The sequence below is a fragment of the Flavobacterium undicola genome (genome assembly GCF_009909155.2).
GTDB lineage: Bacteria > Bacteroidota > Bacteroidia > Flavobacteriales > Flavobacteriaceae > Flavobacterium > Flavobacterium undicola.
The window spans coordinates 48120-74280 of record NZ_JAAAPM020000013.1; the positions used below are offsets into that span (position 1 = coordinate 48120).

A 26161-nucleotide genomic window follows, 5' to 3' on the forward strand; every position below is an offset into this window, starting at 1 on the left:
TTCTCCTTGCTTGGTTTATCTATCTGTTTTCCATAACTGTTCCTTTTTATTTTAGGAACAAGCCAGCAATGCTTCCAACATCTGCTGGCTTTTTTTATTAATAACAAATACATATTTTATAAAAAAGGGTTTCCCCGTTCTAATCTAATTATGGCATCACTCTTAAAATATTTCCATCGATTTTAAAATGTACCTTATTCTTTTCTAAAATTTTTAATACTTGTGATAACTGTAAATTCCTTTGTATTTCTCCTTCAAATGTTCTTTCAGGTATTCCTTTTTCAAATACAACATCTACATCATACCAACGGCTTAGTTGTCGTAAGACCGTTTGAATACTAGCATTTTCGAAGTAGAACACGCCATTTTTCCACCCCATCACTTCTTCTAAATTCACATTATCATTTACGACAATAGGACCTAGTTTTTGTTTTTGAGCTTGCTGCCCGGGTTTCAACAACACTTTTTTACCTTTCTCAGTAAGCAAAACACTTCCTTCTAGAAGGGTGGTATTTACGGCAGCTTCATCATCATACGCATTTACGTTAAAATGAGTCCCTAATACATTGACCATCATATCATTGACCAAAACTCTAAAAGGTCTGGTTTTATCTTTGGCAACTTCAAAATAAGCTTCCCCGGTTAGGGTTACTTTTCTTTCGTTTGCCGCGAAAGAAGTTGGAAAAGTAATTGATGAAGAGGCGTTAAGCCATACTTTTGTACCGTCAGATAATTCCAGATTATACTGTCGCGCTCTGGGAGTGGTCATGGTGTTGTACACCGCTTGCGCACCACTGCCAGCCGTATATACAACCCCGCCATTCTTTTTTGAAACAGCCGTATTGTTTTGATTGGCTAACAATCCATTCCCTGCGCTATCCAAAACAATTTTGGAACCATTGGAAAGGGTCAGTATCGCTCCCGTTTTTCCAGGCTCTTTATCATTACTTTCTTTTGAAGCTACCATCACAGGAGATTGATCTCTTTTTTGAAAAAGAGCAAAAGTTCCAATACCAATGGCTACTAAAACACTTGCAGCTACCGCTATTTTTTTCCAGTTAAATAACCTTATAACAGACGACTCTTTTGTTTTTGAAGAAGCATACATTTTCTTCCTAAGTTCTTCGATAAACTTTTTAGTTACATCAGGACTAACTGTAGGAATTTCTACAGAGTCATAATTTTCTCGAAGAATCGCATTCAGTTCCTCCGAATATTGGGGATTATCCAACATCACGAGTAGCATTGTTTTACCTTCAGGAGTAATCTCTCCTGAAATAAACTGCTCCATAAGTTCTTTAAATACTTCTTTTTGATACATAATATAAGGTTTTGGGGCGACCTAATTCAAGTCTCTATATATAAAGACGCAGATCGGTTACCAAAGTGGCAATGAAAAATGAAAAAATTATGAAAAAAATTTTAACCCTAAAGAAATTAGCGTTAATAAATTGATATTATAATGCTTATGAAGGTAATTTCTAAGAAAATTTAAAGCCTGTACCAAGTGCCAACGAACGGTTCTTGTAGCAATCCCCAATTCTTTACTAATATAGTCGGCATCCCTACCTTCCATGCGGCTTAACAGGAAAACAGAGCGTCTGGGTTCTTGCAAAAGTGCAGCCCCTTCATTTATAATTTTGACCAATTCCTGAAACTCATATTGCTCGTCTGGTTTTAAAAATAGCTCTTGAAACTTTTCTCCTTTTAGCGAATCCGTTTCTATTAATTTTTTCCGTATATGGCTAATAATTAAATTGCGACTTGCAATAAAAAGGTAGTTTTCAAAACTGTTTACTTCAGATAGTTTTTTTCGTTTTTCCCAAATCTGAATAAAAACATCTTGTGTTAATTCCTCGGCAACCGGATATGATTTCACAAAACTGAGAGCATGTTGAAGCACCTTTTGCCAATATTTTTCAACTAGCAAGGTATAAGACGATTCATCGCCTGCCGAAATACTCACTAAAAGAGCAGATTCATTTAAAGATATCAAATTAGAGTTCATATTATATGATCGGCAATTAGTTTTAATGCAATACGATTAGAGCAAACATAGCTAAAATAAATAAAAGTATAGAAGTTAAGAATGGGATTTGTTAAATCATTCGTATAATTGATTTCTTTTATCTTTATTAAAAATTCCATCCTAAGTCTATCCTTTAAATAAAAAATAAACTTCGGACTTATAAAATTAAAAGTATGAATTCACTCTTTAAAAAAACCAAATCAGGTATTTTTATTTCTCTTCCTGACTTTGTTCCACAAATTGAGTTGGTGTCATACCAAAAAGTTCTTTAAAAGTTTTGGTGAAATAAGCCGAAGAGTTAAACCCACACATATGTGTTAGTTCCTTCACCGAATATTTTTTGGTCAACAATAATTCCGAAGCATATTTTAAACGAATGGTTCGAATAAAATTACTCGGATTTTGTCCTGTAATCGAACTGATTTTTCTATAAAACTGAGATCTACCAATTCCTAATGATTTTATGATATCTTCTAAACTAAAATCAGGATCGGAGATATTATCCATCACAATTTTAGTTGTTTTATCTAAAAATGCTTCATCAATAGAGTTGGTCGTTATTTCGCTCGAAGGCAGAATCGTCCCTATAGAAGCAAATCGTTCCTTAGCTCTTTTTCGGGCTTCCAAAAGATTTTTAATTCTAGCTTTTAAAACATTAATATTGAATGGTTTTGATAAATACTCATCGGCTCCTGTATCGTAACCCTCGATTCTATCTTCTTCCAAACTTCTTGCTGTCAACAAAATAATAGGAATATGACTGGTTTCAATATCATTTTTAGCCTGGCGACACATTTCAAATCCATCCATTTCAGGCATCATTACATCGCTAATAACAATATCAGGATAAAATTTCTTAATCATTTTTAATCCAAGAAGTCCATTGGCGGCTTCTTTAACCTGAAACTGATAACTCAATTCACTTTTTAAATGATTACGCAACTCTTTATTGTCCTCAACAATAAGCACAACAGGACGATTACTTTTATCAGTAGTAACCGCTTCATCATCTACGTCTTCATTAGATATCGCAATTTCATATTCGGCAGAAGTGATAGAAACCTTATCAATTTTATAATTACCGGATTCGTATAAATCAGATTGATTTTTCTCAACGGGAAGATCAGCCGGTAATCGCACTATAAAAGTAGAACCAACCTGATATTCACTTTCAACCAGAATTTCTCCTTGATGCAACTCGACCAAACTTTTAATAAAATTCAGTCCAATTCCAGTTCCTGATTTAGAACTATCGGCGTGGAAAAAACGCTGAAAAACGGCATTCAATTGCTCTCTCTTTAATCCTATTCCGGTATCAGCTACTCTAATTTCCACATCCCTTTCTACTGTTTTTCTTTTAAAAAATCTTAAATAAGTATGTTCTTTCTCAATCATTACTTCATGTATTGACAAAGTTACTTCGCCTCCTTTATCAGTAAATTTAAGTGCATTAGAAAGTAAATTAGTCAATATTTTTTCGATTTTGTCTGGATCAAACATGCCGTACAATTGCTTTTTAGGTGCATCAAAAACAAAATCGATTCCTTTAGCTTTAGCCAAATCTTCAAACAATAAAAAAATATCTTTACTGAATTTCACAATATTCATACGGGAAATCTCCAAAGGTTTTTTCCCTAAATCCATTTTCCTAAGATCTAATAACTGATTGACAAGATGTAAAAGTCTTCGGCTACTTCTTTGAATAATAAGTGCCGATTTTTTAACCTCCTCAGGATCATTAAAAGAAGAAAGAATTTTATCAACCGGATTGAGGATTAGAGTCAAAGGTGTTCTAAATTCATGAGAAACGTTGATAAAGAAGTTTAATTTCATTTGATCCAATTCCTGTTCTTTCTCTTCTCTAACTTTTTTAGTATAAAAATAAATTGAATACCACAGGATAAATACAAATACCAAAAGATACAATGTATAGGCCCACCAGGTTTTCCAAGGCGGCGATTGTACTTTTATTTTCACAGCAGTTTTTCTCGCCTGATCCCATTGTCCGTCAATAGAAGCCATTACTTCAAAAGTATAGGTTCCAGGCTCTAAATTAGAATAGTTCGCCACTCTGGTATTTCCAGCATTGATAAAATCCTCATCAAGCCCTTCCATTTTATAAGCATATTTTACCCGTTCCGGATTTTGATAATTTAAAGCGACAAAACCAAATGAGATATACCCCTGATCATACTTAAGTTCTATCTCTTTAACTTTAGTTACCTCACTATCAAGCAACACTCTGCCATTAATGCTTTCTCCCGCACTTACTTTTTTATTAAACAATCGTATTTCAGTAATAACCGGATTTACAACATTTGATTTTAAAGAAATAGCATTGGGATTGAAAATATTAAATCCATTTATTCCTCCCACAATAATACGTCCATCATGAGTTTTTCCAATAGATTTACTTTGAAATTCAGTTCCTTGTAATCCGTCATGAGTATTGAAATTTTTAAAAATTCCAGTTTTAGGATTAAAATAAGTTAATCCTCCCTTACTGGTAATCCATAAATTTCTATTATTATCTTCCTGAATACCTACCACTAGATTATTAGGCAACCCATTTAAAGAAGAATAAAAGTGCTTTAAATTGAATCTGGAATCCAATTCATACAATCCCATATCAGTACCTACCCATATGTTTTTTTTATAATCTTCAGTAATGTAGTTAACACGAGTTCCTTGAATATTCTTAATTTTAATTTCAGCAAAATTAATTTTACCAGGAATCTGTCCTTTTATACGGTTTAGATTGGTAACACACAAACCCTGTGAGGTCCCTACGAAAAGTCTATTTTTAGAATCTATAAAAAGCGAAAACACAAAATTACTTATTAGACTTTTTGAATCTCCTGGTACATTTTTATATTGATAAAATTTTTCCGCAACAGGATCAAACAAATTCAGCCCGCCTGTTGATGTTCCTAACCAGATACGTCCTTCTGAATCTTTTTTAGCATTCCAAACCGTATTTTGTCCAATAGAAAAAGGATTTGTTTTACTATACTGATAAGACTTTGCCATACCTGAATCAGGGTAAAACTTATTAAGTCCTCCATCCCAGGTACAAACCCACAAAACTCCATTATCCCCTTCTACTAAATTTACAATTTTATCAGAACTCAACGAGTTTGGATCTCCCTGTCTAGCTCTGTAATGCTTAAAAGTTCCATTTTTTTCATCAAAAAGATTTAATCCTCCACCATCAGTACCTATCCAAATTCTTTTTTTACTATCCTCCAAAACAGATTGTGCTATTTTAGCACTCAGCCCCTCGTTACTCTCAGACTTATAAAAATAATGTCCAAAAGAAGATTTAGAAATAGCCAGTTTATTCAGTCCTGTATTGTAAGTTGCAATCCAAAAAATTCCATTTTTATCTTCCAAAACTTCTGAAGCTTGGTTATTAGACAATGAAAAAGGATTAAATGGATTGTGTTGTAAATGCTGCAGTAAACCCTTTTTTTTGTCTAAGAGAAATATTCCATCCCCATCTGTTGAGGCCCAAATGACTCCTTTTTTATCTTGATATAGGTGAAAAATCGGAACTCTTTTATTTAAAGGAGATACATTTTTAACAGTACCCTTATTAATATCTAACAGAAATAAATGAGAGATATCATTCCCAATCCAAAAATCTCCATCTTTATCGATAAGAACTTGTTTAGGTAAATGATTCAAATATTGGCTTCCTTTGAAATCAATCGGAAATCTTGTAAAATTATTTGTATTAGGATTGTATCTATGCAAATGGTTCGCTTTAGTTGCAATCCAGATATTCCCTTTACGATCCTCGATAATACTTGTAACATCATTACTGTCTATTGATTGAGGATTCTTTGAATTATAACTATAATGACTAAAATTGATTTTATCGTAAGTACTATCTTCTATGTTGTCCAACAATAATTTAGTAACCCCATTTTTAGTAGCTACCCAAAGGGTATTATCATTCTTATGATATAAAAGCCCATTGATTTCTTCACGATAATTTACTCCTTCTTTCTTTTTTTTGTATAAATCAATCTTGTAAAATTTCTCCGTATTCCTATCAAAAATATTCAGTCCATTACTGGTTCCAATCCACAAACGCCCCTGCTTATCTTCCGTTATAACAGTAATTCTATTATTACTAATTGAATTTGGATTGTCTAAAATATTGCGATAAATTTCAAAATCATATCCATCATACTTATTTAGACCATCAATAGTTCCAAACCATAAAAATCCTTCATGATCCTGAAAAATATCAACACAAGTACTGCTTGAAAGCCCTTTTGAGGTATCAAAATTTTCGAATTTCAAATTTGAATATTGAGCTTGAACGTAACAAGTAAATAATACAAATAAGAACCCAATTTTATTTTTTATTTTCATTCTATTTTTTTCCTAAAACATTAAATAATTTCTAGGATTACAGTTAATATTATCAAAAATAAGTAAATTAAATAGGAAAACACTAGCTTAAAAATTCTTTTTTAAGTTTGTTTTTTAATGTTTCATTTGTGTGTAAGAAAAGAAAGCTGAATTTTCATTTTATATGTCGAAAACGCATCTTCATAAAAAAATTAGAGCAAAAAACAATATTGTTTTTTACTCTAATTTAAAAATGATTCTTCATTTTAGAAATAATTTAAATAACTTTTTATCGTCCAAAATCGTCCTGCAAACGAACAATATCTTCTTCATCAGAAGGATTATTAGAATCTGTGTGTTGCCAAATTTCAGCTACAATTCCCCAAGAACCTAAACCTATCAAACGATGACGTTCGCCTTTATTCATTTGAATAAAACTTCCCTGATTAAGTTGTTGAAGTTCTCCTTCCTCATCTGTAGCACTGGTTTTCACTCCTACTGAACCCGAAAGAATTGTCCAAATCTCAGCTCTTCTAAAGTGATATTGCCAAGACAAACGCTTATTGGGTGCAACAACCAAAATTTTCGGACTCAATTTATTGGTAATCTGAATTTCAGACATTTCAAGATGCGGGAAAAATTTGGCAGCAAAAGCTTGTGCCTGCTTTTCATCTATTACAAAAAAACCTCCCCAAGGTCTGGTTTGATCCTGTTGTACTACGGTAAAATTTTCATCTTTCAAGAAAGAAGCAATCTGTTCAAAAACGATGTCCTTTTCTAATTCTTCAGATAAATTAAAATCCATTCTATTCTTTGTTTTTATTTAGTGTTTATATATCAATATTAAAAGCGATAAAATTATTCATTTAAAATAAACTAACCGTTCTGAACTATACTGAGTTCAGAAAATATTAAAAATAACAAATGATCACACTTTTTTTACCGTAAAAATGCGGTGATAAACTTAGTTAATCACCGTAACTTCTTTTTTTCAATAAATTTACAATTGGTATATAACCGCTTCATAAGGTCTTAACACCCTATCTTTAGCAACACTACCGTAATTATCAATCAAGACTTTTGCCTTTTTGATATTTAAACCAGTATTTGCTTTGGCGTTTTTGGTAGAAAAATTAAGCAATACCAATACTTTTTTTCCTTCTAATTCCCGGGTATAGGCGAAAACATCAGGATTGTCCTTGTCTAGTAAGCTGAATTTTCCGTAAATCAGGATGGGATGAGTTTTGCGCAATTGGGTCAATTTTCTAAAGTAATTCAAAACCGAATTAGGATCTTTTTCCTGTGCTTCCGCATTGATGAATGTATAGTTTGGATTTACTTTTAGCCATGGTGTACCTGTTGTAAAACCGGCATTAACTGTAGTATCCCATTGAAAAGGAGTTCTTCCGTTTTCTCTGGCCGTTTGTTTTTGTTCTTCTAAAAATGCTTTTAAATCCCCACCGCGGTTTTTTAATCCAAAATATTTGTTTCGGGTATCTACATCATGATAATCCTCTATGGAGTCAAAACGAATATTAACCATTCCTAATTCGTCCCCATGATAGTAATAAGGTGTTCCTCGCATGCTCATTACAAAAGTCGACAGCATTTTGGATGATATTTCTCTGAATTCAGGAGCATCGTTTCCAAATTTACTGACCATTCTTGGTTGGTCATGGTTTGCAAGGAAAATGGACAGCCATCCTTTGTCTTTAAAAGCTTTGTCATATTTGGAGAAAATCTCTTTGTATTTTACCAAACCAAAATCTTTTACATGCCTTCCAATATCTACACTTTCAAAATGATAGGCCATGTTCAGTTCGTTTCGGTCAGGATCTACAAAAAGCATAGCATCTTCCGGAGAACTTCCTGCTCCTTCGGCAACGGTCATTATATCATATTTATTGAAAACTTCCCGGTTCATTTCTTGTAAATACTCATGCAAATGCGGGCCTACGCCATAATATTTTATGATGTTCTTTTCGAAACCTTTTGGGAGTTCAGGCCAAGTAGTGTCTTTGGAAGCAAACTGAAAAGCATCCATTCTGAATCCGTCGATTCCTTTATCAAGCCAAAAACGCATGAGATCATAGACTTCATTTCGCACTTTTGGGTTTTCCCAATTTAAATCAGGTTGTTTTTGTGAAAAATAATGCAAGTAATAAGCATCTGTTTGTGCATCATATTTCCACGCATCACTGTTTACATCAAAAAAGCTCCACCTGTAAGGCGGTTTCCCTTTTTCGGCAGGCCACCAATGGTAATAATCTCTATAGGGATTGTTTCTGGAACTTCGGGATTGCTTGAACCATTCGTGTTCATCACTGCTATGATTGACCACTAAATCCATGATAAGTTTGATGTTGCGTTTGTGCATTTCTTTCAACAGCAGATCAAAATCTTCCATGGTTCCAAAATCGGCCATGATTTCACGATAATTACTGATGTCGTAACCATTGTCGTCATTTGGTGAAGTATAAATCGGATTCAGCCATACCGCGTCGATTCCCAAGCTTTTGACGTAATCTAGTTTAGATATAATTCCTTTTAAATCGCCAATGCCGTCGCCATCGCTATCCTTGAAACTTCTCGGGTAAATTTGATATACAACTGCTTCTTTCCACCATTTAGGATTTGTAACTGCTTTGTTTTCTTGTGCATTGATTGGGTTTGTTGACAGCAATCCCAGGAAAAGTAAAGGAAGTGCCATGCATTTTGAAAATTGTAATTTCATTTGGTTGGTTTTTAGTTTTTGTTTTTTTAATGAAACCAATTCATAAAAAAGACAAAATAGGTTAGTGGTGTTTTTCAATTGCGAACAAGTAAAGTTAGCTGCTTTACTCTCCTTAGGTTTTTGCTGTTGAAAAAAAGTAGATTTCAAATCATCTATTTAATTATAAAATTAAAGAAATCAACAACTTAAAAAACACAGCTAATAAAAAAAAGTAGCAATTTTAGAATTTTAAAAGGTTCATTTACACCTAATCTGAGTAACCAATAGTTTACAAAACAGCTTTTGACAGTTTCAATAGGTAATGATAATTTTTTATAAACACATAAATTCTATCACTAACGGGCAAATCTTATTTAGAGACATTTTAAAAAAAAAAGTAATCAATTTTTAAAAATCGGTCATTGTTGATAGCGTGACCCAAAATCAGAGTGAAGATAAACTCAACGAATATTTTGACGAATCAGAGTTTTTGACCTACACCATCAGTGCTCATATAGTGAAGTATTTTTTTACAAAAAATAGACAAATCCAAGTGAGGAAAACAATAAAACCAATTAATTATAAAATAAAAAGATGGATTTTTAATTTTCATACCTGCCTCCACGAACAAGGGCTTTTACAAATACTATATTTTCTAAAATCATCTCACCTATTTTAAGAATTAGCTATTCAAGGAATACAAAAACACTGCTAATATTTTCAAAAAAGAACAACCTAGTAATTGATAATATGGTTTTAATTTCTACATTTGCTCTATTTTTATTTATTCTAAATAGAACAACAGGATTAAACCATAAATAAAAAACTATATCTAATCGAAAAATAATAAAAACAATGAAGAAAAATCTATTTGTTTCGTTTGCATTAGCTGCTACTTTTTTAGCAACTGCCCAACAAAAAAACTCACTATTAGAGCAATCTTTTTGGAAAACATCTCCTGATGTTGCAACTCTTAAAGCAGAAATAACAAAAGGAAACAATCCTTCTGAAAGTACCAATAATGCTTTTGATGCTGTAGTTTATGCCATAAACAATGATGCTCCCACTGAAACAATTAAATTTTTATTAGAACAACCTGGAAACACAGTCAGTAAACCAACGCATGATAACCGCATTTATCTTCATTGGGCTACCACAAAAGGAAATGTTGAAATAGTAAACTATCTAATTGCAAAAGGTTCAGATATAAACCTTGAAGATAGCCACGGAACAACTCCAATTACCTCTGCAGCTAGTAGTGCCCAAAGTAATACTGCCGTTTATGATGCCTTTTTTAAAGCAGGTTTAGACCCAAAGAAAAAATATAAGGATGGTGCAAATCTTTTGCTTATGGCTATCCCTAGTGACAAAAACTTAACCCTAAGCAATTATTTCATATCTAAAGGATTGTCTCTTAAAGACACTGACAACTATGGTAATACAGCATTTAATTATGCTGCAAGAACAGGTAACATAACTCTTTTGAAAACATTATTAGAAAAAGGAGTGAAATACACTGATAATGCGCTTATCATTGCTTCTCAAGGATCTCGTCGTGAAGCGAATACCTTTGAAGTTTATAAATATTTAGTAGAAGATTTGAAGTTAAAACCAACTGTAATTTCAATTGATGGAGAAACTGTTTTACACAATTTAGTGCGTAAAGCAAACCAAACTGAAATTATCAATTACTTTATCAATAAAGGAGTTGATATTAACAAAGCAGACAACGACGGAAATACTGCTTTAATGAACGCGGCGACTGGAAGAGATACTCAGGCTCTCGAATTATTACTTCCTAAAGTAAAAGACATCAACACTCAAAATGCAAAAGGAGAATCAGCGTTATCAATTGCAATCCAATCAGGAACTCCAAAAGCAGTAGAACTTTTGTTAAACAAAAAAGCTAACATTAATGTTCTGGATAAAGACAATAACAATTTGGGATTTTATTTAATTCAATCGTATCGCCCACAAATGATGGGAGGACGTAGCCCTGAATCCAGCAATGCACCTACAGAAGATCCTTTTACTGCAAAAGTGAAATTACTACAAGATAATGGATTAAACTTGGCACAAGCTCAAAAAGACGGAAGCACTTTGTATCATTTTGCTGTGCTGAAAAATGATTTAACTTTGCTAAAAAAAATAGCCGATTTAAACATTGATGTAAATGCTAAAAACAAAGATGGATTAACCGCTTTGCATAAAGCTGCCATGATTGCAAAAAATGATGCTGTTTTAAAATACTTACTTTCTATAGGAGCTAAAAAAGATATTAAAACTGACTTTAACGAAAGTGCTTATGACTTAGCCAAAGAAAATGAGACTTTAACCAAAAACAACGTTTCTGTTGAAATTTTAAAATAATAAAATGAACTCAATACTTAAAACTGTCTTCGTAGGCGCATTTATCTGCCTTATTTCTTTTCAAGCTACCGCTCAAAGCAGCAAATACAAATGCATGCTTCAAATGTCTAATTATATGGGCGAAGGTGCTTATGTAGTAGTCTCTTTAGTAAATCCTAAAGGAAATTACGAAAAAACACTTTACGTAATGGGAGATGATAAAAAATGGTACAAAAGCTTGAAAGAATGGCATAAATTCTATTCGAAAAAGCCTTCAAATATCAGTGCTATCACAGGAGCTTCTGTTACAGGTGGGGACCGTAGCATTACAACTATCGAAATTGATGATTCTAAAATTAATAGTGGTTACAAATTGCGTTTTGAATCGGCAGTAGAAGATCAAAAATATTATACTTCCGATTTAGAAATGCCTCTTACTACAGCGGCTATGTCTGAAAAAACAGAAGGAAAAGGATACATTCGTTACGTAAGATTAAGCAAAATATAACAGCATAACTAGATGACTCTTTCTTTTTGGCGGTACTCACACCTCGCTTTGGCGGTATTTTCTTCTCTATTTTTAATCTTAGCATCCGCAACAGGTACTATACTTGCAGTTGATGCCATACAGCAGAAAATTCCGTCTCATCGGGTGGAAAATTTCAACGAAATTACATTAGCTCAGTCTTTGCCTAAGCTGCGTAAAATCTATCCCGAAATAACCGAATTAAGTATCGACCACAATCAGTTTGTAACTTTACAGGCTATTGATAATGATGGAAACGACGTCAATGCCTATATCAATCCTGCAACAGGGAAAATTATTGGTACACCAACTAAAAAAAATGATTTCATTAATTGGATTACCAGCCTGCACCGCTCTTTATTTCTACACGAAACAGGACGGCTTTTTATAGGCATTAATGCTTTCCTTTTATTTTTAATTGCAATTTCAGGTTTTGCTCTTGTACTCAATAGACAACGAGGTTTACGCAACTTCTTTTCTAAAATTATAAAAGAGTATTTTGCACAATATTACCATGTTTTATTCGGCCGTTTGGCTTTGATTCCCATTCTGATAATAACACTTTCCGGGACTTATTTGTCTATGGAACGTTTTCATCTTTTCGAAAATAAAGATGAAACTGAAAATAAAACTGAAGCCAAACCTACAGCTAATTCAAAAAAAACTTTCGATTTAAAAAATACCTCTTTAGCAGAAGTTACTAAAATAGAATTCCCTTTTTCTGATGAAGCTGAGGATTATTATACTTTCGAATTAAAAGACCGAAAAATCGAAGTGGAACAATATTCCAACGAGATTATTTCCGAAGAACAATTTCCAACAACAAAATTAGTATCTGATTTAAGTTTGGATTTGCACACCGGAAGAGCAAATAGTATTTGGGCTTTTATCCTTGGATTAGCTTCTTTAAATATCCTGTTTTTTATCTATTCCGGCTTTGCAATGACTCTTAAAAGAAGAGCCAGCCGCATTAAAAACAAATTCAAAGCTAACGAAAGTCAATACATTTTGTTAGTGGGTTCAGAAAATGGAAGTTCGTTACGATTTGCCAATGCCATCCTGAAACAATTAAATGACCAAGGCAAGAAAGCACACCTTGCCCAATTGAATAATTACACGCTTTATCCAAAAGCCGAACATTTACTGATTTTCACCTCAACTTATGGTCTTGGTGATGCACCATCTAATGCTAATAAGTTTGTATCACTTTTAGAAAAACAAAATCAGCAACAACAAATTAATTATTCTGTAATTGGTTTTGGCTCTCAATCCTATCCTGATTTTTGTGGTTATTCACGTGAAATTGATACGCTATTGTCAACGCAAACCTGGACAAATCGCTTTTTAGATTTACAAACGGTAAACGACAAATCGGCTGAAGAATTTGTCAATTGGATCAAATTATGGAGTACAAAAACCGAAATTCCACTAGCCACCACGCCTTCTTTATACAATCATATTCCAAAAGGATTAGAACAGCTGATGGTTTTGGAAAAAACAACTATTTCAGATTCTGATCAAACCTTTTTGCTGACTTTACGTGCCGGGATGCGAAGCAAATTCACCTCAGGTGATCTTCTGGCAATTTATCCCGCTAATGACAACAGAGAACGTTTGTATTCTATTGCAAATAACAAAGGAAATATCCAATTGGCAGTGAAATTACATCCTCATGGTTTGGGTTCTGAATTTTTGCACAATTTGGAAGTTGGCAAAACAATTAAAGCCCGAATTATCAATAATCATGCTTTCCATTTTCCAAAAAAAGCAACTAAAGTGGCTCTGATTTCCAATGGAACCGGTATTGCTCCTTTTCTTGGAATGATTGCACAAAATAGAAAAAAAACCGAAATCCATTTGTATTCCGGCTTTCGCCAAAAAACCGAAATCACAGCTCATTACCAGGATTTTGCTTCAGAAATGAAACAAAAACAGCGATTACATAATTTTCATTTGGCCTATTCCCGTGATGAAAACCATCATTATGTAATGGATTTAATTAAAATAGATGCTGATTTTTTTACCAATTTATTAAACGATGGCGGGGTAATCATGATTTGTGGCGCACTAGCTATGCAGTTTGATGTTGAAAGCGTGTTAGATAGTATTTGCATTGCTAAAAACAACACTACCCTTTCTGAATACAAAACAAAAGGACAAATCCTGACTGATTGTTATTAAACACTATTTTGAAAAAATTATCTTCTCCAATGAAAATCAAATCCTTAATAATTGTAAGCTTTTTTACTTTTCTGCTATTTGGTTTTTCTTGTCATTCGCAAGTCTTACGAAAAAGGACGACAATGCTTATGGGAGGACGTTTTGATATTAGTATTGTAGCTCAGGATTCGCTTTCAGCCGAACAAAATATTGACATTATCATATCCGAAATTAGTCGAATTGAAAATCTAATCTCCGATTGGAAACCCACTTCACAAGTGTCCGAAATCAACCAAAATGCGGGAATTCATGCTGTAAAAGTGGACAAAGAAGTTTTTGAATTAACTAAAAGAGCTTTACACTTTTCTAAAATTACTAATGGCGCTTTTGATATTAGTTTTGCTGCCATGGATCGAATTTGGAAATTTGATGGTTCGATGACTGAAATGCCAACTCCAGAAGCGATAAAAAAATCAGTAGAAAAAGTAGGTTATCAAAACATTATTTTAGACAGCATCAATTCGACTATTTTCCTAAAATTAAAAGGAATGAAAATTGGATTTGGCGCTCTTGGCGAAGGTTATGCCACCAATAAATGTCAGGAAATGATGCTCGCTAAAGGCATAAAATCCGGAATTGTAAATGCTTCAGGAGACATGAGTGTTTGGGGAACACAACCCAACGGAAAGCCTTGGAACATTGGCATCACTAATCCGTTTCATCCCAAAGACATCTCAGCAGTTATATCGTTGAAAAATACTGCAATTACCACTTCCGGTTCTTACGAAAAATTTGTGATTTTTAACGGCAAACGCTATTCTCATATTATCAATCCTGCAACAGGTTATCCTGCAACAGGTTTGTGCAGTGTAACGGTTTTGGGATCTAATGCTGAAATGGCAAACGGTTTCAGTACCTCAGCTATGGTTTTAGGGCAAAAAGAAGCCATAAAACTGCTGAATAAATATCCTGATTGTAGTTTTATTCTAATTACCGACTCGGGTAAGATGATAAAATCAAAGAATTTCCCCAAACATCAATTAAAGAAGTACAAATAATACCACACTTTGATAATAGAGCCATAGGCTCGAACTATTATATAAGGCTGGACTTTAGTCCAGTTTATAAGTCAAAACGCAAAAAAAGAGCCGTAGGCTCGGTACAATTTATTTTATACAGCTTGTTATTATTGCTTTAATTTTATCGTCCATTCAAAATCCATTTCAGAAACCTGTTCTCCTATTTCATTTGTTCCAATAGATTTTAACCAAAAAGTTTGTCCTTCCCCAGTGGCTATTGTATTCTGGATAGCTGTTTCTATTTGATTTGCATTTTGACATTCAAAAGTAATTCTTCCTGTTGCTTTTTTAGAAAACTTACTTTTATTACTCGCAACCAGCATGGCAATATTTCGATTACTGCTTTGTATATGCAGCATCACTAAAGCTCCTGTTGATAATTCGGCAGCCATAGCCTGAACAGCAAAATACATCGAATTAAACGGATTTTGGTTAATCCATCGGTGTTTTACCGACACAGTACATTTATCAAAAACTATTTCTTTTACCCGCACTCCACAAATGTATGCCGATGGTAATTTGAAAAATAAAAAGCGATTGAGTTTTGTAGCTGTGAGTTTCATTGTATTGGGTTTTAAACCAATATACAAAATAATTAGTTCCCTCGATTTAATTTATTTTTGTTAATTTTTTGTTAATATTTAGTACTTTGCAATACACAATACCTGCTTTAAGATATATATTTGTATAAGAAATTACTATACACTATAAAAATGGAAACCAAAAACGAAAAAACCATAGCGGCATTAACTCATTTAAGTGCGCTATCCCAGTACTTTATCCCTTTTGGAAATTTTATTCTTCCAATAATCATTTGGAGTAGTAAAAAAGACAAGTCTGATTTTATTGATTGTAACGGAAAGCAAGTAATCAATTTTCAGCTTAGCTTATTGCTTTATTCGATTGTATTTATTCTTATTGCTGTTCCCACATTGGCAACTGTAGTTTTTAGCAATATGAATTGGAACGAACTACTAAACAATCATTACTTCTTTTGGGATAAAATCAATATAGCTGACAATATTGGATTAATAACCTTAGGAATCGTCTCGATAGTGTTAGTTGTTCTATTAAAAATAGCTGAATTTTTCTTAATCATAATCGGGGCTATAAATGCTTCCAATGGAGAAAAATACAAGTATCCTCTAACGATAAACTTTATTAAGTAAAAAAAATGACAAATCATGAACATTGAAAACACAAAAGCCCAGATGCGTAAAGGTGTTCTCGAGTTTTGCATCTTATCGGTTTTAAAAGAAAAAGATGCCTATACATCCGAAATATTAGAGACATTAAAAAACGCAAAATTATTAGTCGTCGAAGGCACCATTTATCCTTTACTAACCCGACTAAAAAACGACGGATTATTAACCTATCGTTGGGAGGAATCAACTTCGGGACCACCAAGAAAATATTATGGCCTAACCGAAACCGGACAAACTTTCTTAAACGAACTGAATGGCACTTGGACTGAATTGTCTAATGCTGTAAATTTAATCACAAACCAAAAAACAGAGTCATGAACAAAACTGTAAACATAAACCTAGGCGGTATGTTTTTTCATATAGACGAAGACGCATACCAAAAATTATCACGCTATTTTGACGCCATAAAACGTTCTCTTAAAAATTCTTCCGGTCAAGACGAGGTTATTAAAGACATCGAAATGAGAATTGCTGAATTGTTGAACGAAAAGCAAAAAAGCGAAAAACACGTAGTGGGTTTAAAAGATGTAGACGAAGTTATTGCCATAATGGGACAACCTGAAGATTACATTATAGAAGACGAACCGAAGAATTTCGAAAATCAATACCAATTTAATCCTTCAACAAAATCAAAAAAACTATACCGCGATAGCGAAAAAGGAATGATTGGCGGTGTGGCAGCAGGATTAAGCCATTATTTTGGAATTGATATCGTATGGATTAGAGTGATATTAGTACTCTTCGTATTTTTTGGATTTGGAACAGGAATATTTGCTTATATCATTCTTTGGATTGTAACTCCAGAAGCCCAAACTACTTCTGAAAAACTGGAAATGACAGGCGAAGCGGTTAACATTTCGAATATCGAAAAAAAAGTTAGAGAAGAATTTGAAAATGTTTCTGAAAAAATAAAAAATGTTGATTATGATAAATATGGCAATCAAATAAAAAAAAGCGCTAACAAAGCAGGGAATTCATTAGGAAATTTTATCATAAGCGTTTTCAAAATAATAGCTAAGTTTCTTGGAATCTTATTAATAATTACCGGTTTAACCACATTAGTGTTTTTATTAATTGGTGTTTTTACCTTAGGAACTAACACCTTCATTGATTTTCCTTGGCAAGGATTTATAGAAACAGGTAATTTCACCGATTATCCTATCTGGGCATTTGGCTTATTAATGTTTTTTGCCGTTGGAATCCCTTTCTTTTTTCTAACTTTATTAGGATTTAAACTATTGGCTCCCAATACCAAATCAATTGGTCCTATTGCCAAATATACTTTATTAGCGCTTTGGATTATTTCTATTGCACTAGTGACATTTTTAGGAATCAAACAGGCTTCAGCCTTTGCAATGGATGGTAGAGCAGTTAAAAAAGAAACCTTAAACATTCCTGTAAAAGACACTTTGCTTATTAAATTCATACACAATGATTATTTTTCGAAAGATATTCATGACCGTTCGGAATTTAAAATCACAACCGATTCAACTAATAATGATATTATTTATTCAAACGAGGTGCGTTTTCGAATAAAAAAATCGAATGAAAATTATTCTTATATCCAAATCGAAAAAGAAGCTAAAGGAAAATCTTTTTCGGAAGCCAGACAAAAAGCAGAACAGATTCGTTATGAATATAAAATAATTGGAAGCCAACTAGTTTTCGACAATTATTTATTAACTGATTTAAAAAATAAATTTAGAAATCAAGAAGTAGAAATTACCTTATTTCTAACCGAAGGAACGCTTTTTAAAGTGGATGATAGTGTTCGTGATTACGATCGATCTGACGATGACTTTTTTAATTTAGATTATGATATTAATCAACCTCTGTATAAAGTTGGTTATTCGGAAACATTCTGTTTGAATTGTTCTGATGATTACACCGAAACTCCAGTACAAAACGCACCAGTTGGTGATCCTTCGGTAACCAACAATAAAGCTGGAATTACAACAGCTAATGACAGTGTAAATAGTCTTTCGAAGTTAAAAGTGGATAAAGATGGTATCATTATTAAAACCAATTAGTTATGCAAAAAACTAAATTCAAGACATCTATTTTGTTCTCTTTTGTAATATTGTTGTTTACTTCGTGTATCAATTATGAAAGAAATGAAATCGTAAGAACGGTAGAATCTTCAGGAAATATAAGCCGTGAATCCAGACACTTTGATGAAGATTTCGATAAAATCAATGTAAATAGTGATATAAATGTAATTATTGAGCAGTCTAACAACACTGAAGTTACGGTAATTACCAACGAAAATTTTCAAAACCAAATAAAGACAAAAGTAGAAAATGGTACTTTGTATATTTCAAACAATACAAGCAAAACCACATTTTCAATATTTGGATACAAACGCACTAAAATTCATGATGCAGCTACTAAAAAAATCATCATTAAATTACCTTCAATAAAAGGATTAGAAGCAAATTCTGCATCAAAAATAGAAAACAAAGGAATTTTAAAAGGAAATACAATTACATTAAGATCATCGAGCGCAAGTGAAATAAAACTTAAGTTAGAATTCGAAAAAATAGACGCCGAATCGAGCAGTGCCAGTAAAATTGACCTCGAAGGAATGGCGCTCGATTTACAGGCAAACGCATCAAGCGCAAGTAAAATAGAGGCCGAAGATTTACTGGTAAACACCATTACAGCACAATCTTCCAGTGGATCAGAAATAAGCATCCATCCTATTGTCAGTCTAAAAGCTGACGCCAGTAGCGGAGGAAAAATTGAATACAACAACAATCCGAAACAAATTGAAAAATCAACAAGTTCCGGAGGAGATATCAGCCAGGAATAACAAAAATTCTCGTTAAAAAACTAGAAATCGTCTATTACAAATAGGCGATTTCTTTATATTTGTAAACAACCTAAATGTAAATGAACATGCAAAAAATTACTATCCTTCTTTTAATATTTTTATCTACTTCAATTGTTTTAGCTCAGAAAAAAGAAAAAATAAGCGGTTCAAAAACAATAATCAATAAACAAAAAAACATAAAAAATTTTAGTACTATTGAGATCGAAGACAACATAGAAGTTTCGTTAGAAAGAGGAGAATATCCCGAAATTAAAATAGAAGCCGATGACAATTTAATTGATGTTATTGATATTGATGTTACTGACAACACATTACATCTTTCGACTTCAAAAAAAGTAATAAAAAGCAAATCTTTAAAAGTAAAAATAACTTATACGTCAGAACTGAATACTGTTACAGCAAAAAATGACGCAGTGGTTAAAGCTATTCAAGAAATCCTTACAGACAATCTTACCCTTAAAACTTTTGACAATTCTAAAATATTTATGAATGCCAATACAAAGAATTTTGTTTTACAAGCTGATGGCAATTCAAAAATTGAATTGAATGTAACCAGCGAAAAAACAAAAATCGAGTTAATTAAAGATGCCGAATTAAAATCTTTAGTTACAACAACTGATTTAGCCATAGATATGTATCAAAAAGCAAAGGCTAAAATTGAAGGAACAGCGAATACTTCTATCATTCGATTAGAAAACAATGCTGTTCTTGAAGCCCTTAAATTAGAAATAAACGGCATCGAATTAATTGCCGAAGGACAAAGTAAGGCTATTATAAATGCAAAAACAGACATCATTATTAATGCCAGCGAAAAATCAGAAATCGAACTTTATGGTGAAGCCAAAATCGAGATGAATAAATTTATGGATAAAGCCAAATTGTCTAAAAAATAAATATTTAGCCAAATTACTAAATCAAAAAAGAGGCTGTTTCACACCATGGAAACAGCCTCTTTTTATTAGCATTAAGGTTTTTACGCCCTTTGAATCATCAAAAAATAAAATTAGTGATGAATTTAAGATTTACTTGAATCGAAATCGTTAAATACATTTTCCACTAATTCTTTTCCAGCCAAATATCTTTCAGCATCAAGCGCAGCCATACAACCTGTACCCGCAGCAGTAACTGCCTGACGGTACACATGATCAGCAGCATCTCCCGCTACAAAAACCCCATCAACATTAGTTTTTGAAGTCCCCGGAGTATTGATAATATATCCTGTTTCATCTAATGTTAAATAATCTTTGAAAATATCTGTATTTGGTTTATGACCAATAGCCACAAAGAAACCTGTTGCCTGAATATCGTAGGTTTCATTTGTAGTTTTGTTCAATACTTTGATAGCTTCCACTACTTGACCATCTCCTATAACTTCAACTGTGTCGTGGTTTAATAAAATTTCGATATTTTCAGTTCTACGAACACGTTCTTCCATGATTTTTGAAGCTCTGAATTTCTCACTTCTTACTAACATGGTTACTTTTTTACAAAGTTTTGATAAGTAATGAGCTTCCTCACAAGCTGAATCTCCTGCCCCAACAATTACCACTTCTTGATTTCTATAGAAAAACCCATCACAAACTGCACAAGCAGAAACTCCACCACCCATTTGCAAATAATGTTGTTCAGATGGTAATCCTAAATATTTAGCCGAAGCTCCTGTAGAAATAATTACCGTTTCACAGTGTAATTCGATAGTATCATTAATCCAAACTTTATGAATATCTCCTGAAAAATCAACTTTAGTAGCCCATCCATCACGGATATCAGCTCCAAAACGTTCCGCTTGTTTTTGCAACTGCACCATCATTTCAGGCCCTGTAACTCCGTCAACATATCCAGGGAAATTCTCCACTTCATTAGTTGTAGTCAATTGACCACCTGGTTGCATTCCTTGGTATAAAATTGGATGCATATTAGCTCTGGCCGCATAAATTGCCGCAGTATAACCCGCAGGACCAGAACCGATAATAAGACATTTTATTTTTTCAATCGTATCAGACATAATAATTAAGGTTTAATTTTAAAAACAGCACAAAAGTAAGTTTTTATTATTGGAAAATCAGACTAGAATAATCAGTTTTTATTATCCTAACATAGACAAATAAAAACATGATTATCCTTTAATGTTTACCAAGTCTTTTTTTACAGCTAATTTCACATATTTACACATATTTTATGAATGACCATAAAGAAATCTGTAAAAATCTATGAAATCTGTGGCTAATTTTAAGCCGTTGGGTTCAATTCAAATAAAAAACCATTAAAACAATGATTTTCAATGATTTGTTTCGAATTTAGATTTTGGATTACAAAAAACAGCAAGCTTAAAAAAGCCATTTTAAAATCATAAAATAATTTTTTTAATATATAAATCAAGATAAGACTGTAAGCTAAATCAATTATATTTACGATTCAATTAATCAAAAGAAACGCAGTTCTAAGGTTTTTAGACGAGCTGGGGTTAGCGGCAACTTTGCAAAAAAAAAGAATTTCAAATGAAACTCAACATTACTATAATACTTTTATTCATTATATCAAGTGTCATATTTGGACAAAATGATAATCGTGACTATAGAGTTGAAGTGTTAAAGAAAGATATTATAGGGAAAGAATTTACGTTTGGTAAATGGAATGAAGAAGTCACAAGTGAAACTAGATTAAAATATTTAGGAACAGTAAAAACAGAAAAAGGAAAAGTTTATAAAATAATGAATTCAATATGGATATGGGGATTGTCAAAGCGAGCAACGAACAGAATATTGATATTTAATCAAAAAAATCAGTATTTGGGAAACTACTACATCACAATGATAAATGAATTACCAACGAAAGTCAAAAATGGTTATCTTATATTTAAAAATATTGATACCGATTGCGACAAGAATATTGAAACAAAAATTAATTTTAAATACGGAATTCCGAGAACTATATTTAGAAAATGTAATAATGAATCTGGAGAGGAATATAGTTTTGAGGAATAAACAAAGTAGTCACTAACAGCAGTAATATTAGATAGCATAAAAAACTTCAAAAAATGAATAAACTCTTTATTAAAAATATGGTTTGCAACCGCTGTATTATGGTGGTTCAAAATGAGATAGATAAATTAAATTTAGCTGTTAAGCATATTCAATTAGGAGAAGTACTATTCGAAAATGAATTATCCGAAGAGCAAAAAAAAGCAATCGATAAAGCCTTGTCTCCATTAGGATTCGAACTCATTGACGACAAAAAGAGCCAGATTATTGAAAAAATAAAAAACACGATTATCAAGCTCGTACATCATCAGGATAACGAACTAAAAAACAATCTGTCTGAAGTACTCAGCAGCGAACTGCATCACGATTACAATTATTTATCCAATCTGTTTTCGGAAATTGAAGGAACTACTATCGAAAAATATTTTATTACTCAAAAAATAGAACGGGTAAAAGAATTATTAGTCTACAATGAATTGTCTTTAAGCGAAATTGCATTTCAACTTAATTATTCGAGTGTTGCTTATTTAAGTAACCAATTCAAAAAAGTAACCGGACTTACTCCTAGTCATTTCAAACAAATCAAGGAAGACAAAAGAAAACCTTTGGATCAATTGTAAATCTTACAAATCAATCCCAAAATTCCACAATAGCCCTTTTTGATTTTATTGCCAACTTTGTATGTATAATTTAAATTAGACATCATGGCAACAAATTCGAAACCAACACTATATCTACCCTTAGAAAACGTAGAAAGCGAACATTGCGCACTAATAGTAGACAAAGGTATTGCACAAATTAAAGGTGTTGAAAGCCATAAGGTAGAACTCAATAACAACAGAGCGGTCATTACTGTTAGCAATAATGATGTGGTTTCCCAAGCCATAAAAGCCATCAAAGATTTGGGCTATGGAGTAACCACAGTTAAAAAAACCTTCCCTGTACTCAATATGTCTTGCGTTTCCTGTGCTGTTAGTGCCGAAAGTATTGTAAAACCAATTGACGGTGTTGTAAATGCCAACGTCAATTTTGCCACTGCAACCCTATCGGTAGAATACCTGCCTAACATGACTAATCCTTTAGCTTTACAAAAAGCAGTGCAATCCATAGGTTATGATTTATTGATAGAAAGCGAATCAACACAGCAGGAAACGCTCGAAGCCATTCACGAGGAAAAATTCTATTTGCTAAAACAAAAAACGCTATGGGCTACTATACTATCTCTCCCTGTGGTTGTAATTGGAATGTTTGCCATGAATATGCCTTATGCCAATGAAATCATGTGGTTGTTTGCAACTCCAGTCGTACTTTGGTTTGGAAAAGATTTTTTCATCAACGCCTGGAAACAAACAAAACACCGCTCAGCTAACATGGATACCTTAGTGGCACTGAGCACTGGTATTGCTTATATTTTTAGTGTTTTCAATATGTTTTTCCCTGATTTTTGGCACAAAAGAGGCTTACACGCTCATGTGTATTTTGAAGCTGCTTCGGTAGTAATTGCTTTTATTCTTTTGGGGAAATTATTGGAAGAAAAAGCCAAGGGCAACACCTCATCGGCTATTAAAAAACTAATGGGATTACAACCCAAAACAGTCGTTTTAATCTTGCCTGATGGACAGCAAAAGGAAATAGCCATAGAAGAAGTCAATACAGGGGATACAATTCTGGTAAAACCGGGTGAGAAAATAGCCGTTGACGGAATAGTACTCTCGGGCAATTCTTATGTAGATGAAAGTATGTTAAGCGGCGAACCCATTCCTGTCTTGAAAACTATAAACGAAAAAGTCTTTGCAGGGACCATCAATCAAAAAGGGAGCTTCCAATTTAAAGCCCTAAAAGTAGGCAAAGAAACCATGCTGGCTCAAATCATCAAAATGGTACAAGATGCCCAGGGAAGTAAAGCTCCTGTGCAAAAATTAGTCGATAAAATAGCCGGAGTTTTTGTTCCGGTTGTAATAGGAATTGCAATTCTCACTTTTATAATCTGGCTAATATTTGGTGGCGATAACGGCATAGTTCATGGCCTTTTAGCCGCAGTGACGGTATTAGTCATTGCCTGTCCCTGTGCTTTGGGATTAGCCACTCCTACTGCTATTATGGTAGGTGTAGGTAAAGCAGCCGAACAAGGAATTTTGATTAAAGATGCCGAAAGTCTCGAACTCGCTAAAAAAATTAATGCCATCGTTTTAGACAAAACAGGAACTATTACCGAAGGTAAACCCAAAGTAACCAACATAAAATGGCTGAAAGAAGATACTACAAGCAAACAAATTTTATTAAGTATCGAAAAACAATCGGAACATCCATTAGCAGAAGCTGTTGTGAATTATTTTACTGAAGAACAAAGCATTTCAATTCTTTCTTTTGAAAGTATTACAGGTAAAGGAGCCAAAGCAACCTATGCTAACGAAACTTATTTTGTAGGGAATAAAAAACTAATGACAGACAACAACATTGCTATGGCTGACGAATTACAACAACAAGCCAATACATGGAGTAATGAGTCCCAAACAGTAATTTGGTTTGCCAATAGTCGCGAAGTAGTAGCTGTAATTGCTATTTCAGACAAGATAAAAGAAACATCGGTTATCGCTATCCAAAGATTAAAAGAAATGGATATTGAAATCTATATGCTTACCGGTGATAATGAGGCTACAGCCAAAGCAATTGCAGCCCAAACAGGCATTCAGCATTATAAAGCAGAAGTATTACCTCAATACAAAGCCGATTTTATAAAAGAATTACAAAGCAAAGGAAAGATAGTAGCCATGGTAGGCGACGGTATTAATGATAGCACCGCTCTGGCAACCGCCGATGTAAGTATTGCAATGGGAAAAGGAAGCGATATTGCGATGGACGTTGCTAAAATGACACTAATTTCATCAGACCTTATCAAAATACCGCAGGCCATCAAATTGTCTAAACAAACTGTGGCCACTATTAAGCAAAACCTTTTTTGGGCATTTATTTACAATTGTATTGGAATCCCAATCGCCGCAGGAATTCTCTATCCCATAAACGGATTTTTACTCAATCCGATGCTTGCCGGAGCAGCAATGGCAATGAGTAGCGTAAGCGTTGTAAGCAACAGCTTAAGGTTGAAATGGAAAAAATAAAAACCGTAAATGTCACAAATAAAATAGGAAATAGCGCAATAAACACGAACGCTAATTTATCCAACTTTGTATAAGTAAATCACATTTAATTTTTAAACCCAATGGAAAACAAACATAAAACACTTCAATTCAAAACGAACATTAATTGTGGCGGTTGTATAGCAACAGTAACTCCTTTTCTAAATGAAACCGAAGGCGTATGCCATTGGGAAGTAGACACCACCAACAAAGACAAAATTCTGACTGTGGAAACAACAGAAATTAACGAACAACAAATTATAGAAACAGTCCAAAAAGCAGGTTTTAAAATTGAACCTTTAAACTCTTAAATTCAAAAACCATGAAAAAGAACTTATCACTATTAGCAATGTTACTGTTTGGATATTCAGTATTTGCTCAAAATACAAATACACTTTTGAATAATTACATCAGTGTAAAAAACGCCTTGGTAAACAGCGATACTAAAATGGCCAGCCAGGCAATCAAATCATTATACCAAGGTATTAAAGAGGACGGCAATTTTAAACAGAAAGAAACATTGCTGAAATCTACTGAAAAAATGAGTAAAGCAACTGGCATTGAAAAACAAAGAGCCGTCTTTAATGAAGTATCAACCAGAGTATGGGAAATCGTTAAAAACGCTAAAAAAACCAACAAAACGGTTTATTATCAATACTGTCCTATGAAAAAAGCCTATTGGTTAAGTACTGAAAAAGAAATAGAAAATCCCTATTACGGTGCGGCTATGCTGAGCTGTGGTTCAGTTGTAGAAACAAAACAACAATGATTTCTAAAAGCGTAGTGC

At 33.2% G+C, this 26161-nt stretch carries 21 protein-coding genes; 14 read left to right on the top strand and 7 right to left on the bottom strand.

The annotated features are described in order from the left end of the window. Positions 1–148: 148 nt before the first annotated feature. The 5 genes from GTZ96_RS09320 to GTZ96_RS09340 all read right to left on the bottom strand — a co-directional run bounded on the left by GTZ96_RS09320 (position 149) and on the right by GTZ96_RS09340 (position 9125). Positions 149–1321 carry a FecR family protein gene (locus tag GTZ96_RS09320; RefSeq protein ID WP_161643404.1) on the bottom strand — a complete coding sequence of 391 codons (1173 nt, stop codon included), beginning with the start codon at positions 1319–1321 and terminating at the stop codon, positions 149–151. Positions 1322–1408: 87 nt separating this feature from the next. Further along, positions 1409–2008 carry an RNA polymerase sigma factor gene (locus tag GTZ96_RS09325; protein ID WP_161643406.1) on the bottom strand — a complete coding sequence of 200 codons (600 nt, stop codon included), beginning with the start codon at positions 2006–2008 and terminating at the stop codon, positions 1409–1411. 231 nt (positions 2009–2239) lie between these two features. Beyond that, positions 2240–6412, bottom strand: a complete 4173-nt coding sequence (locus tag GTZ96_RS09330) for a hybrid sensor histidine kinase/response regulator transcription factor (RefSeq protein WP_161643409.1) — start codon at positions 6410–6412, stop codon at positions 2240–2242. Positions 6413–6680: 268 nt separating this feature from the next. Further along, the gene (locus GTZ96_RS09335; protein WP_161643411.1) at positions 6681–7196 is read right to left on the bottom strand and encodes a cupin domain-containing protein; all 516 of its coding nucleotides are present in this window, start codon (positions 7194–7196) and stop codon (positions 6681–6683) included. A gap of 195 nt (positions 7197–7391) precedes the next feature. After that, entirely contained in the window at positions 7392–9125 is a 1734-nt protein-coding gene (locus tag GTZ96_RS09340; protein ID WP_161643518.1) for a glycoside hydrolase family 13 protein, read from the bottom strand. Between the two features lie 834 nt (positions 9126–9959). On the opposite strand from GTZ96_RS09340, the gene GTZ96_RS09345 reads away from it, so the two are divergent. Genes GTZ96_RS09345 through GTZ96_RS09360 form a run of 4 tightly spaced genes read left to right on the top strand, consistent with a single transcriptional unit; the run spans position 9960 to position 15197 of the window. Further along, positions 9960–11474 (top strand): ankyrin repeat domain-containing protein, encoded by a 1515-nt coding sequence (locus GTZ96_RS09345; RefSeq protein ID WP_161643413.1) that lies wholly within the window; start codon positions 9960–9962, stop codon positions 11472–11474. A gap of 4 nt (positions 11475–11478) precedes the next feature. Then, complete coding sequence (locus GTZ96_RS09350; RefSeq protein ID WP_161643415.1) at positions 11479–11961, top strand: DUF2271 domain-containing protein; 483 nt, start codon at positions 11479–11481, stop codon at positions 11959–11961. Between the two features lie 12 nt (positions 11962–11973). Then, complete coding sequence (locus GTZ96_RS09355; RefSeq protein ID WP_161643417.1) at positions 11974–14160, top strand: PepSY domain-containing protein; 2187 nt, start codon at positions 11974–11976, stop codon at positions 14158–14160. A gap of 29 nt (positions 14161–14189) precedes the next feature. Beyond that, positions 14190–15197: an FAD:protein FMN transferase gene (locus GTZ96_RS09360; protein WP_161643419.1), complete on the top strand. Its 1008-nt coding sequence runs from the start codon at positions 14190–14192 to the stop codon at positions 15195–15197. Positions 15198–15325: 128 nt separating this feature from the next. Here the strand turns inward: GTZ96_RS09360 and GTZ96_RS09365 are convergent, their stop codons facing one another. Beyond that, positions 15326–15781: a DUF4442 domain-containing protein gene (locus tag GTZ96_RS09365; RefSeq protein WP_161643421.1), complete on the bottom strand. Its 456-nt coding sequence runs from the start codon at positions 15779–15781 to the stop codon at positions 15326–15328. 150 nt (positions 15782–15931) lie between these two features. Between GTZ96_RS09365 and GTZ96_RS09370 the strand changes: the two genes are divergently transcribed. The 5 genes from GTZ96_RS09370 (at position 15932) to GTZ96_RS09390 (ending at position 20149) form a co-directional block, all read left to right on the top strand. Then, positions 15932–16387, top strand: a complete 456-nt coding sequence (locus GTZ96_RS09370; protein ID WP_161643423.1) for a DUF4870 domain-containing protein — start codon at positions 15932–15934, stop codon at positions 16385–16387. 15 nt (positions 16388–16402) lie between these two features. Further along, on the top strand, positions 16403–16741 hold the full coding sequence (locus GTZ96_RS09375; RefSeq protein ID WP_128194139.1) for a PadR family transcriptional regulator: 339 nt from the start codon (positions 16403–16405) through the stop codon (positions 16739–16741). After that, complete coding sequence (locus GTZ96_RS09380) at positions 16738–18453, top strand: PspC domain-containing protein (protein ID WP_161643425.1); 1716 nt, start codon at positions 16738–16740, stop codon at positions 18451–18453. The genes GTZ96_RS09375 and GTZ96_RS09380 overlap by 4 nt, the downstream gene beginning before the upstream one ends. 2 nt (positions 18454–18455) lie before the next feature. Next, positions 18456–19235 carry a head GIN domain-containing protein gene (locus GTZ96_RS09385; protein WP_161643427.1) on the top strand — a complete coding sequence of 260 codons (780 nt, stop codon included), beginning with the start codon at positions 18456–18458 and terminating at the stop codon, positions 19233–19235. Positions 19236–19321: 86 nt separating this feature from the next. Next, positions 19322–20149 carry a GIN domain-containing protein gene (locus tag GTZ96_RS09390; protein ID WP_161643429.1) on the top strand — a complete coding sequence of 276 codons (828 nt, stop codon included), beginning with the start codon at positions 19322–19324 and terminating at the stop codon, positions 20147–20149. A 122-nt stretch (positions 20150–20271) separates the two neighbouring features. Here GTZ96_RS09390 and trxB read toward each other — a convergent pair whose 3' ends face one another. Next, complete coding sequence (gene trxB / locus GTZ96_RS09395) at positions 20272–21261, bottom strand: thioredoxin-disulfide reductase (RefSeq protein ID WP_161643431.1); 990 nt, start codon at positions 21259–21261, stop codon at positions 20272–20274. Between the two features lie 493 nt (positions 21262–21754). Between trxB and GTZ96_RS09400 the strand changes: the two genes are divergently transcribed. From GTZ96_RS09400 to GTZ96_RS09420, 5 genes are all read left to right on the top strand, one after another. Beyond that, complete coding sequence (locus GTZ96_RS09400) at positions 21755–22240, top strand: hypothetical protein (protein WP_161643433.1); 486 nt, start codon at positions 21755–21757, stop codon at positions 22238–22240. Positions 22241–22293: 53 nt separating this feature from the next. Continuing rightward, positions 22294–22857 carry a helix-turn-helix domain-containing protein gene (locus GTZ96_RS09405; protein WP_161643435.1) on the top strand — a complete coding sequence of 188 codons (564 nt, stop codon included), beginning with the start codon at positions 22294–22296 and terminating at the stop codon, positions 22855–22857. Between the two features lie 84 nt (positions 22858–22941). Beyond that, complete coding sequence (locus tag GTZ96_RS09410; RefSeq protein ID WP_161643437.1) at positions 22942–25356, top strand: heavy metal translocating P-type ATPase; 2415 nt, start codon at positions 22942–22944, stop codon at positions 25354–25356. 101 nt (positions 25357–25457) lie between these two features. Next, the gene (locus GTZ96_RS09415; protein ID WP_161643439.1) at positions 25458–25685 is read left to right on the top strand and encodes a heavy-metal-associated domain-containing protein; all 228 of its coding nucleotides are present in this window, start codon (positions 25458–25460) and stop codon (positions 25683–25685) included. 11 nt (positions 25686–25696) lie between these two features. Further along, positions 25697–26143 carry a DUF3347 domain-containing protein gene (locus GTZ96_RS09420; RefSeq protein WP_161643441.1) on the top strand — a complete coding sequence of 149 codons (447 nt, stop codon included), beginning with the start codon at positions 25697–25699 and terminating at the stop codon, positions 26141–26143. The last annotated feature ends 18 nt before the right edge of the window (positions 26144–26161 follow it).

What these genes read in the sequence shown, in the direction of transcription:
- GTZ96_RS09320 (WP_161643404.1), bottom strand. Translation starts at nt 1,321, where the DNA reads ATGTATCAAAAAGAAGTATTTAAAGAACTTATGGAGCAGTTTATTTCA.
- GTZ96_RS09325 (WP_161643406.1), bottom strand. Translation starts at nt 2,008, where the DNA reads ATGAACTCTAATTTGATATCTTTAAATGAATCTGCTCTTTTAGTGAGT.
- GTZ96_RS09330 (WP_161643409.1), bottom strand. Translation starts at nt 6,412, where the DNA reads ATGAAAATAAAAAATAAAATTGGGTTCTTATTTGTATTATTTACTTGT.
- GTZ96_RS09335 (WP_161643411.1), bottom strand. Translation starts at nt 7,196, where the DNA reads ATGGATTTTAATTTATCTGAAGAATTAGAAAAGGACATCGTTTTTGAA.
- GTZ96_RS09340 (WP_161643518.1), bottom strand. Translation starts at nt 9,125, where the DNA reads ATGAAATTACAATTTTCAAAATGCATGGCACTTCCTTTACTTTTCCTG.
- GTZ96_RS09345 (WP_161643413.1), top strand. Translation starts at nt 9,960, where the DNA reads ATGAAGAAAAATCTATTTGTTTCGTTTGCATTAGCTGCTACTTTTTTA.
- GTZ96_RS09350 (WP_161643415.1), top strand. Translation starts at nt 11,479, where the DNA reads ATGAACTCAATACTTAAAACTGTCTTCGTAGGCGCATTTATCTGCCTT.
- GTZ96_RS09355 (WP_161643417.1), top strand. Translation starts at nt 11,974, where the DNA reads ATGACTCTTTCTTTTTGGCGGTACTCACACCTCGCTTTGGCGGTATTT.
- GTZ96_RS09360 (WP_161643419.1), top strand. Translation starts at nt 14,190, where the DNA reads ATGAAAATCAAATCCTTAATAATTGTAAGCTTTTTTACTTTTCTGCTA.
- GTZ96_RS09365 (WP_161643421.1), bottom strand. Translation starts at nt 15,781, where the DNA reads ATGAAACTCACAGCTACAAAACTCAATCGCTTTTTATTTTTCAAATTA.
- GTZ96_RS09370 (WP_161643423.1), top strand. Translation starts at nt 15,932, where the DNA reads ATGGAAACCAAAAACGAAAAAACCATAGCGGCATTAACTCATTTAAGT.
- GTZ96_RS09375 (WP_128194139.1), top strand. Translation starts at nt 16,403, where the DNA reads ATGAACATTGAAAACACAAAAGCCCAGATGCGTAAAGGTGTTCTCGAG.
- GTZ96_RS09380 (WP_161643425.1), top strand. Translation starts at nt 16,738, where the DNA reads ATGAACAAAACTGTAAACATAAACCTAGGCGGTATGTTTTTTCATATA.
- GTZ96_RS09385 (WP_161643427.1), top strand. Translation starts at nt 18,456, where the DNA reads ATGCAAAAAACTAAATTCAAGACATCTATTTTGTTCTCTTTTGTAATA.
- GTZ96_RS09390 (WP_161643429.1), top strand. Translation starts at nt 19,322, where the DNA reads ATGCAAAAAATTACTATCCTTCTTTTAATATTTTTATCTACTTCAATT.
- trxB (WP_161643431.1), bottom strand. Translation starts at nt 21,261, where the DNA reads ATGTCTGATACGATTGAAAAAATAAAATGTCTTATTATCGGTTCTGGT.
- GTZ96_RS09400 (WP_161643433.1), top strand. Translation starts at nt 21,755, where the DNA reads ATGAAACTCAACATTACTATAATACTTTTATTCATTATATCAAGTGTC.
- GTZ96_RS09405 (WP_161643435.1), top strand. Translation starts at nt 22,294, where the DNA reads ATGAATAAACTCTTTATTAAAAATATGGTTTGCAACCGCTGTATTATG.
- GTZ96_RS09410 (WP_161643437.1), top strand. Translation starts at nt 22,942, where the DNA reads ATGGCAACAAATTCGAAACCAACACTATATCTACCCTTAGAAAACGTA.
- GTZ96_RS09415 (WP_161643439.1), top strand. Translation starts at nt 25,458, where the DNA reads ATGGAAAACAAACATAAAACACTTCAATTCAAAACGAACATTAATTGT.
- GTZ96_RS09420 (WP_161643441.1), top strand. Translation starts at nt 25,697, where the DNA reads ATGAAAAAGAACTTATCACTATTAGCAATGTTACTGTTTGGATATTCA.